Here is a 6,803-nt window from a genome sequence, read left to right as displayed (position 1 = left end):
TGGGATCAAGAAGCGCAAGTGCTTTCACGAACTAGGTCATCGATGCTTGAAAACCGGCTTACGTTTCTCGACGAATGCCGCCATTCCCTCTTTCTGATCGTCCGTGGCGAATAGCGAATGGAACAGCCGTCTCTCGAAATGCACGCCTTCAGCAAGAGTCGTTTCGTACGCGCGGTTGACCGCCTCCTTGGCCATCATCACCGCAGGCAGCGAGAAGCCGGCGATGATCGTCGCGGCCTCGACAGCCTCATCGAGAAGACGATCCGCCCCAACGACGCGCGACACCAGTCCCGCACGCTCGGCCTCGCCCGCATCCATCATGCGCGCAGTCAGGCACAGGTCCATCGCCTTGGCCTTCGAAACGGCGCGCGGCAAGCGCTGCGTGCCGCCGGCACCGGGAATCACGCCCAGCTTGATCTCCGGCTGACCGAACCTGGCCGTATCGGCGGCGATGACAATGTCGCACATCATCGCGAGCTCGCAGCCACCCCCGAGCGCAAAACCGGCGACTGCAGCAATGATCGGCTTGCGAATCGTGCGGATCGTCTCCCAGTTGCGGGTGATGTAGTCGCCCTTGTAGACATCCATATAGGAATAGCTGGCCATCATGCCGATATCGGCGCCAGCGGCGAACGCCTTCTCGCTGCCCGTCAGCACGATTGCACCGATGTCTTCATCGGCGTCGAACGCCTTGAGCGCGGCCCCCAGTTCGTCCATCAGCGCATCGTTCAGCGCGTTCAGCGCTTTCGGTCGGTTGAGCGTGATCAACCCTACCCGACCACGCGTTTCGACCAGCAGATTCTCGTAAGCCATTCACTCCTCCTTGGGATCCTCTGGTAAGCCCTAATGAAAAGACGTCGTCACAGCATCTCGATAATGCTACCATCACCAACCAACCGGTCGGTTAATTATTCGACCCGATACCTTTCCCTCGTTTTCTTCTCGCGACCATGACACATCCGCTATTCACGAAGCACGAATCGACGCTCGACAAAGCGCTCGCAGCCATCGAAACACGCGGCTACTGGAGCCCGTTCGCCGAAATGCCGAGCCCCAAAGTGTACGGGGAAACCGCAAGCGCAGACGGAGAGGCAGCGTTCAAAGGCCACTTCGGCAAGACCTTCGAACTCGATCAGCCTTCGACGGGCGAAACGGTCGGGAGCGAGCGCTCGCCGTTCGGCGTCGCGCTCGACATCCGCTATCCGAAAGCCGATCCCGACGCGCTGATCCAGGCGGCAGCCAAGGCACAATCCGGCTGGCGCGCGGCTGGCCCGCGGGCATGGGTCGGCGTAAGCCTCGAAATCCTGTCGCGGCTGAATCGCGCCAGCTTCGAGATCGCCTACAGCGTCATGCATACGACCGGCCAGGCGTTCATGATGGCGTTCCAGGCCGGTGGTCCGCACGCGCAAGACCGGGCGCTCGAAGCAGTCGTCTATGCGTGGGATCAATTGCGCCGCATTCCCGCCGATGCCCATTGGGAAAAGCCGCAAGGCAAAAATCCGCCGCTGGCGATGCAAAAGCGTTTCTCCATCGTCCCGCGCGGCACGGGCCTCGTGCTCGGCTGCTGCACGTTCCCGACCTGGAACGGCTATCCGGGAATGTTCGCCGATCTCGCGACCGGCAATGCCGTCATCGTCAAACCGCACCCCGGCGCGATCCTGCCGCTCGCGATCACCGTGCGTATCGCACGTGAAGTGCTTCGTGAAGCGGGCTTCGATCCGAACCTCGTCACGCTGCTGGCCACCGAACCCAACGACGGCGCCTTGGTCCAGGAACTCGCCGTGCGTCCGGAAATCAAGCTGATCGATTTCACGGGCAGCACGCAAAACGGCACCTGGCTCGAGCGCAACGCGCATCAGGCGCAGGTGTACACGGAAAAGGCGGGCGTCAACCAGATCGTGATCGATTCCGTGGATGACATGAAGGCCGTCGCGCGCAACATCGCCTTTTCGCTCGCCCTCTATTCCGGCCAGATGTGCACGGCGCCGCAGAACATCTACGTGCCGCGCGATGGCATCCGCACCGCCGACGGTCAATTGAGCTTTGACGACGTCGCGAAGGCGCTCGCGAGCGCCGTCGAAAAGCTTGCGTCCGATCCGGCCCGCGCCGTCGAGTTCACGGGCGCGATTCAGAACGACGGCGTCGTGAGCCGCGTCGCCGAAGCGCGCGAACTCGGCAACGTCCTGCTCGACAGTCAGTCCCTCGCGCACCCGGCGTTCCCCGATGCACGGGTTCACACCCCGCTGATGCTCAAACTCGACGCGCGCACCGACGAAGGCAAGTTCACCAAGGAATGGTTCGGTCCGATTTCGTTCGTCGTCGCAACCGACTCGACCGCGCATTCGCTGGAGCTCGCCGGCTCGATCGCGCGCACGCACGGCGCGTTGACGTTCTCGGTCTACAGCACCGACGACAAGGTAATCGAAGCCGCGCACGAAGCAGCAATCGAAGGCGGCGTCGCGCTCTCGATCAATCTCACCGGCGGTGTCTTCGTCAATCAGACGGCTGCGTTCTCGGACTTTCACGGCACGGGCGCCAACCCTGCGGCCAATGCCGCGCTTTCGGATGCGGCCTTCGTCGCGAACCGCTTCCGTGTGGTGCAAAGCCGGGTCCATGTTGCACCGAAGGCGGCGCCTGCGGAAGCTGGCCAAACGGCATAAGCCGATCGACACAAAAAGTTCTGAGGCCGAATCGCCGTTCAAACGGCTTATGCCATTCGGCCTAATGGAAAGCCGGCGGCCGCGCGGCTAGTATCGGCATGTAAGGAAAGCCGTCAAACAACCGTCGTGGCCGAGGATCGGCTATCAGAGGAAAAGCAATGACAGAGAAGTCCGTGTTGTTTCAGGTCGACGTCGAGACACGCGTCGCGACATTGACGCTCAACCGTCCCGACAAACTGAACAGCTTCACGCGCGAAATGCATCGCGAGCTGAATCAGGCACTGGCTGAAATCGAGGCGTCCAATGCCCGCGCGCTCGTCATTACCGGCGCGGGCCGCGGATTTTGCGCGGGACAGGACCTCGCGGACCTGGATTTCACGCCGGGCTCGATGTCGGACCTCGGCGCGCTCGTCGATGAATACTTCAATCCTCTCGTGCGCAGACTTCAGGCCATGCCGATACCGGTCATTGCCGCCGTGAACGGCACGGCTGCGGGCGCAGGCGCCAATCTCGCGATGGCGTGCGACCTCGTCGTCGCGGCGCGCTCGGCCAGCTTCATTCAGGCATTCGTGAAGATCGGCCTCGTGCCTGATTCAGGTGGCACATGGCTCTTGCCGCGTCGCGTCGGTGAAGCGCGTGCGCTCGGCCTTGCGTTGACGGGTGAAAAGCTCAGCGCCGAAAAGGCGGAGGCCTGGGGCATTGTCTGGCGCGTCGTCGAGGATGCCGAGTTGCAACAAACAGCCGCGCAACTGGCCGCCCAACTGGCGCAGCAGCCGGCGCGCGCGGTCGTCGCGATCAAGCAAGCGATCCGCGCGAGCGCAAACAAGACCTTCGACCAGCAACTCGATCTCGAACGCGATCTGCAGCGCGAACTGGGTGCGTCACACGACTACATCGAGGGTGTCGCCGCGTTCAAGGAGAAGCGCGCGCCGCACTTCGAAGGTCTGTGACAACCGAACTAATCTGGAGAGATTTGTGACGCCACAACAACTCGCGGAAGCCACAGCCAAGGCCATGTACGAATCGGACGCTTGCACGCGCGCGCTCGGCATCGAGCTGATCGAAGTTCGGCCCGGCTATGCGCGGCTGGAAATGGACGTGCGCCCGGATTTTCTCAACGGCCATGCGATTTGCCACGGCGGCCTGATGTTCACGCTGGCCGATTCCGCGTTCGCGTTCGCCTGCAACTCGTACAACATCAGCACGGTCGCGGCGGGCTGCTCAATCGAGTTTCTACGCCCCGTGCAAGGCGGCGATCGACTGACCGCCGAAGCGATCGAGCAAACCCTGAGCGGCCGCACGGGCATCTACGATATCCGCGTGACGAACCGGGAAGGCGAGCCGGTCGCGATGTTCCGCGGCAAGTCGGCTCAGATCAGAGGCACCGTGATCCCCGCGTGACGGGATTCATTCATAGAAAGGACTCGGCGCAAAGAAAAAGCCGAGCCGCGTAGTCAGCATCAAGGAGACAGCAATGACCACCTCGCTGCCGCTCGATCCGATCGAGAAGGCGAGCCGCGACGAACTCGCGGCGCTGCAACTGGAGCGCCTCAAATGGTCGCTCAAACACGCGTACGAAAATTCCCCGGTATATCGGCGCAAATTCGACGAAGCCGGCGTCCATCCGGATGAAGTGACTTCGCTCGCCGATCTCGCGCGCTTTCCGTTCACGACCAAAAAGGATCTGCGCGACAACTATCCGTTCGGCATGTTCGCCGTGCCTCAGGAGCGCATTTCGCGCATTCACGCCTCATCGGGCACGACGGGCAAGCCCACCGTGGTCGGCTATACGGCACAGGATCTGGATAACTGGGCGAACCTCGTCGCGCGTTCGATTCGAGCGGCCGGCGCGAGGCGCGGCGACAAGGTTCACGTGAGCTACGGCTACGGACTCTTCACTGGGGGACTCGGCGCGCACTACGGCGCGGAGCGGGCAGGACTGACCGTGATTCCTTTCGGCGGCGGCCAGACCGAGAAGCAAGTGCAACTGATCCAGGACTTTCGGCCGGACATCATCATGGTGACGCCGAGCTATATGCTTTCGATCGCCGATGAGCTCGAGCGCCAGGGCATCGATCCGGCAAGCTGCTCGCTGCGCATCGGCATTTTCGGCGCGGAGCCGTGGACGAACGACATGCGCCGCGCGATCGAAACGCGCATGGGTATCGACGCCGTCGACATCTACGGACTCTCGGAAGTGATGGGGCCTGGGGTGGCATCGGAATGCGCGGAGACCAAGGACGGCCCGACGATCTGGGAAGACCACTTCTATCCCGAAATCATCGATCCGGAAACGGGTGAAGTATTGCCCGACGGAGAATTCGGTGAACTCGTGTTCACGTCGCTCACGAAAGAAGCGCTGCCAATCATTCGCTATCGCACGCGGGATCTGACGCGTCTTTTGCCCGGCACCGCCCGCACGATGCGGCGCATGGAAAAGATCACCGGCCGCTCCGACGACATGATGATCGTGCGCGGCGTCAATGTCTTCCCGACGCAGATCGAAGAGTTGCTGCTGAAGCGTCCGGTGCTCGCGCCGCACTATCAGATCGTGCTCACCAAGGAAGGCCCGCTCGACGTGCTCACGCTGAATGTGGAGCCCTGCCCGGAATCGGCGCCGGACGCCGCCGCGCTCGAAAGCGCAAAGTCCGCGCTCGCTTACGACATCAAGGCGTTGATCGGCGTGAGCGCCGTGGTGAACGTGCTTGCCGTGAACGGCATCGAACGTTCGGTCGGCAAGGCGCGGCGCGTGATCGACCGGCGCAACATGGCGTCATGATGCAAAAAAGCTCGCGAGCCTCAGTGGCCGCGAGCTTTTGTAGACCGAGGAGAAAACCGCGCAAATCAGGAGTTGGGCATCAACAGCCACATCCGGCCGCCCTGCTTCATGCGCCCGGCGAGATCGCCTGCATCGTCGCCGAGCCCCCAGAAGTAATCCGCACGCACGCCGCCCTTGATCGCCGAACCGGTGTCCTGGGCGAACACGAGCCGGTTCATCGGCTGATTGCTGAGCGGACGCGTCGTCTGAAGGAACACTGGCGTCCCGAGCGGAATCGCCGAGGGATCGACGGCGATCGAACGTTCCGGCGTCAACGGCACGCCGAGCGCACCGACGGGCCCATCGCCCAGACTCGCGGGCATCGTTTCGTTCGCGGGCATTTCGCGGAAGAAAACGAAGCGCGGATTCACATCGAGCAGCGCGTCGACACGCGCCGGGTTCGCCTTCGCCCATGCCTTGATGCCTTGCATCGTCGCCTGCGCGGGCGTGAGTTCGCCGCGATCGAGCAGTTCCTTGCCGATCGACCGGTACGGTTGGTTGTTCGTGCCACCGAAGCCGACGCGCATCACGCCGCCGTCTTCCATGACGACGCGCCCGGAACCCTGTACTTGCAGGAAAAACGCTTCGATCGGGTCGTCGACCCACACGAGTTCGTTACCGTTCAGCACGCCCGAACGTTCGAGCTGCGCGCGCGCAGGCAGCGCGGAACCCGGTTTGTAACGGTACGGCCAGCGATACAGCGCGTATTGATACACCCCGTGACGCGTACGCGAACCGCGCAGCAGCGGCTCGTAGTAGCCGGTCACGAGACCATCGAGCGTTCCGTCGGTGTTGGCGAGCTGGAACGGCGTGAAATAGGTTTCGAAGAAGCTGCGCGCCGCCGACATGTCGAGGTCGTCGAGCCGCACCGCCGCCGCGCACGCTTTCTGCCAGTTGGCCTGCCGCGCGAGCCGGCTGCAGTTCTGCCGCAGCGCCGCGGTCGCGCCGATCAGCGAATCGTCCTGCCAGCCCGGCACCTGCTGCCAGCTCACCGCCGTCAGGCGCGACGCAGCGCGCTGTCCGGGAACGATCGGCGTGCCGGTTGCCGTGTTCGGTCCCGGTTTCACATAATTTCCGCCTCCGCACGAGGCGACGAGGACAGCCGTTGCAATCGATGCGGCCCAGGCCGCTGCTCGCGCGGTCTGCCGCACGAAACGCATACAATGCTCGTTCTTGATGGGAACCGCCATGTCTGATCTGTTCGACGAATATCCAATGCTTATTTTTGCGCTCGAGTCGCTCGTGGCGCTCGCCTTGCTGATCTTCATCGTCGTATGGACGGCATCGGGCAAGAAGAAAAACCAAAATCGTTCGAACGATCCGGC

6 protein-coding genes are annotated in these 6,803 nt (G+C 62.8%); 4 read left to right on the top strand and 2 right to left on the bottom strand.

Annotated elements, in window-relative coordinates; translation table 11 throughout:
* Positions 1 to 36: 36 nt before the first annotated feature.
* Positions 37 to 813 (bottom strand): enoyl-CoA hydratase, encoded by a 777-nt coding sequence (locus U4Y90_RS32255; RefSeq protein WP_321800810.1) that lies wholly within the window; start codon positions 811 to 813, stop codon positions 37 to 39.
* 137 nt (positions 814 to 950) lie between these two features.
* Here U4Y90_RS32255 and paaN point away from each other — a divergent pair, with 137 nt between their 5' ends.
* From paaN to paaK, 4 genes are all read left to right on the top strand, one after another.
* Positions 951 to 2,660, top strand: a complete 1,710-nt coding sequence (paaN, locus tag U4Y90_RS32250) for a phenylacetic acid degradation protein PaaN (protein ID WP_321800808.1) — start codon at positions 951 to 953, stop codon at positions 2,658 to 2,660.
* Positions 2,661 to 2,818: 158 nt separating this feature from the next.
* Positions 2,819 to 3,610 (top strand): 2-(1,2-epoxy-1,2-dihydrophenyl)acetyl-CoA isomerase PaaG, encoded by a 792-nt coding sequence (gene paaG, locus U4Y90_RS32245; RefSeq protein ID WP_321800806.1) that lies wholly within the window; start codon positions 2,819 to 2,821, stop codon positions 3,608 to 3,610.
* 64 nt (positions 3,611 to 3,674) lie between these two features.
* On the top strand, positions 3,675 to 4,061 hold the full coding sequence (gene paaI, locus U4Y90_RS32240; RefSeq protein WP_321800815.1) for a hydroxyphenylacetyl-CoA thioesterase PaaI: 387 nt from the start codon (positions 3,675 to 3,677) through the stop codon (positions 4,059 to 4,061).
* Positions 4,062 to 4,134: 73 nt separating this feature from the next.
* Positions 4,135 to 5,439: a phenylacetate--CoA ligase PaaK gene (gene paaK, locus U4Y90_RS32235; RefSeq protein ID WP_321800804.1), complete on the top strand. Its 1,305-nt coding sequence runs from the start codon at positions 4,135 to 4,137 to the stop codon at positions 5,437 to 5,439.
* A gap of 65 nt (positions 5,440 to 5,504) precedes the next feature.
* Here paaK and U4Y90_RS32230 read toward each other — a convergent pair whose 3' ends face one another.
* Positions 5,505 to 6,746, bottom strand: a complete 1,242-nt coding sequence (locus U4Y90_RS32230) for a murein transglycosylase A (protein WP_321800802.1) — start codon at positions 6,744 to 6,746, stop codon at positions 5,505 to 5,507.
* Between the last annotated feature and the right edge of the window lie 57 nt (positions 6,747 to 6,803).

This window comes from Caballeronia sp. J97 (assembly GCF_905220305.1).
In the GTDB taxonomy this organism is placed as follows: domain Bacteria; phylum Pseudomonadota; class Gammaproteobacteria; order Burkholderiales; family Burkholderiaceae; genus Caballeronia.
Note: the sequence above shows the minus strand (reverse complement) of the source record. Positions and strands in the feature narration are given on the sequence as shown.

Coding starts and splice junctions, on each gene's coding strand:
- U4Y90_RS32255 (WP_321800810.1), bottom strand. CDS start 813: ATGGCTTACGAGAATCTGCTGGTCGAAACGCGTGGTCGGGTAGGGTTG.
- paaN (WP_321800808.1), top strand. CDS start 951: ATGACACATCCGCTATTCACGAAGCACGAATCGACGCTCGACAAAGCG.
- paaG (WP_321800806.1), top strand. CDS start 2,819: ATGACAGAGAAGTCCGTGTTGTTTCAGGTCGACGTCGAGACACGCGTC.
- paaI (WP_321800815.1), top strand. CDS start 3,675: ATGTACGAATCGGACGCTTGCACGCGCGCGCTCGGCATCGAGCTGATC.
- paaK (WP_321800804.1), top strand. CDS start 4,135: ATGACCACCTCGCTGCCGCTCGATCCGATCGAGAAGGCGAGCCGCGAC.
- U4Y90_RS32230 (WP_321800802.1), bottom strand. CDS start 6,746: ATGAAGATCAGCAAGGCGAGCGCCACGAGCGACTCGAGCGCAAAAATA.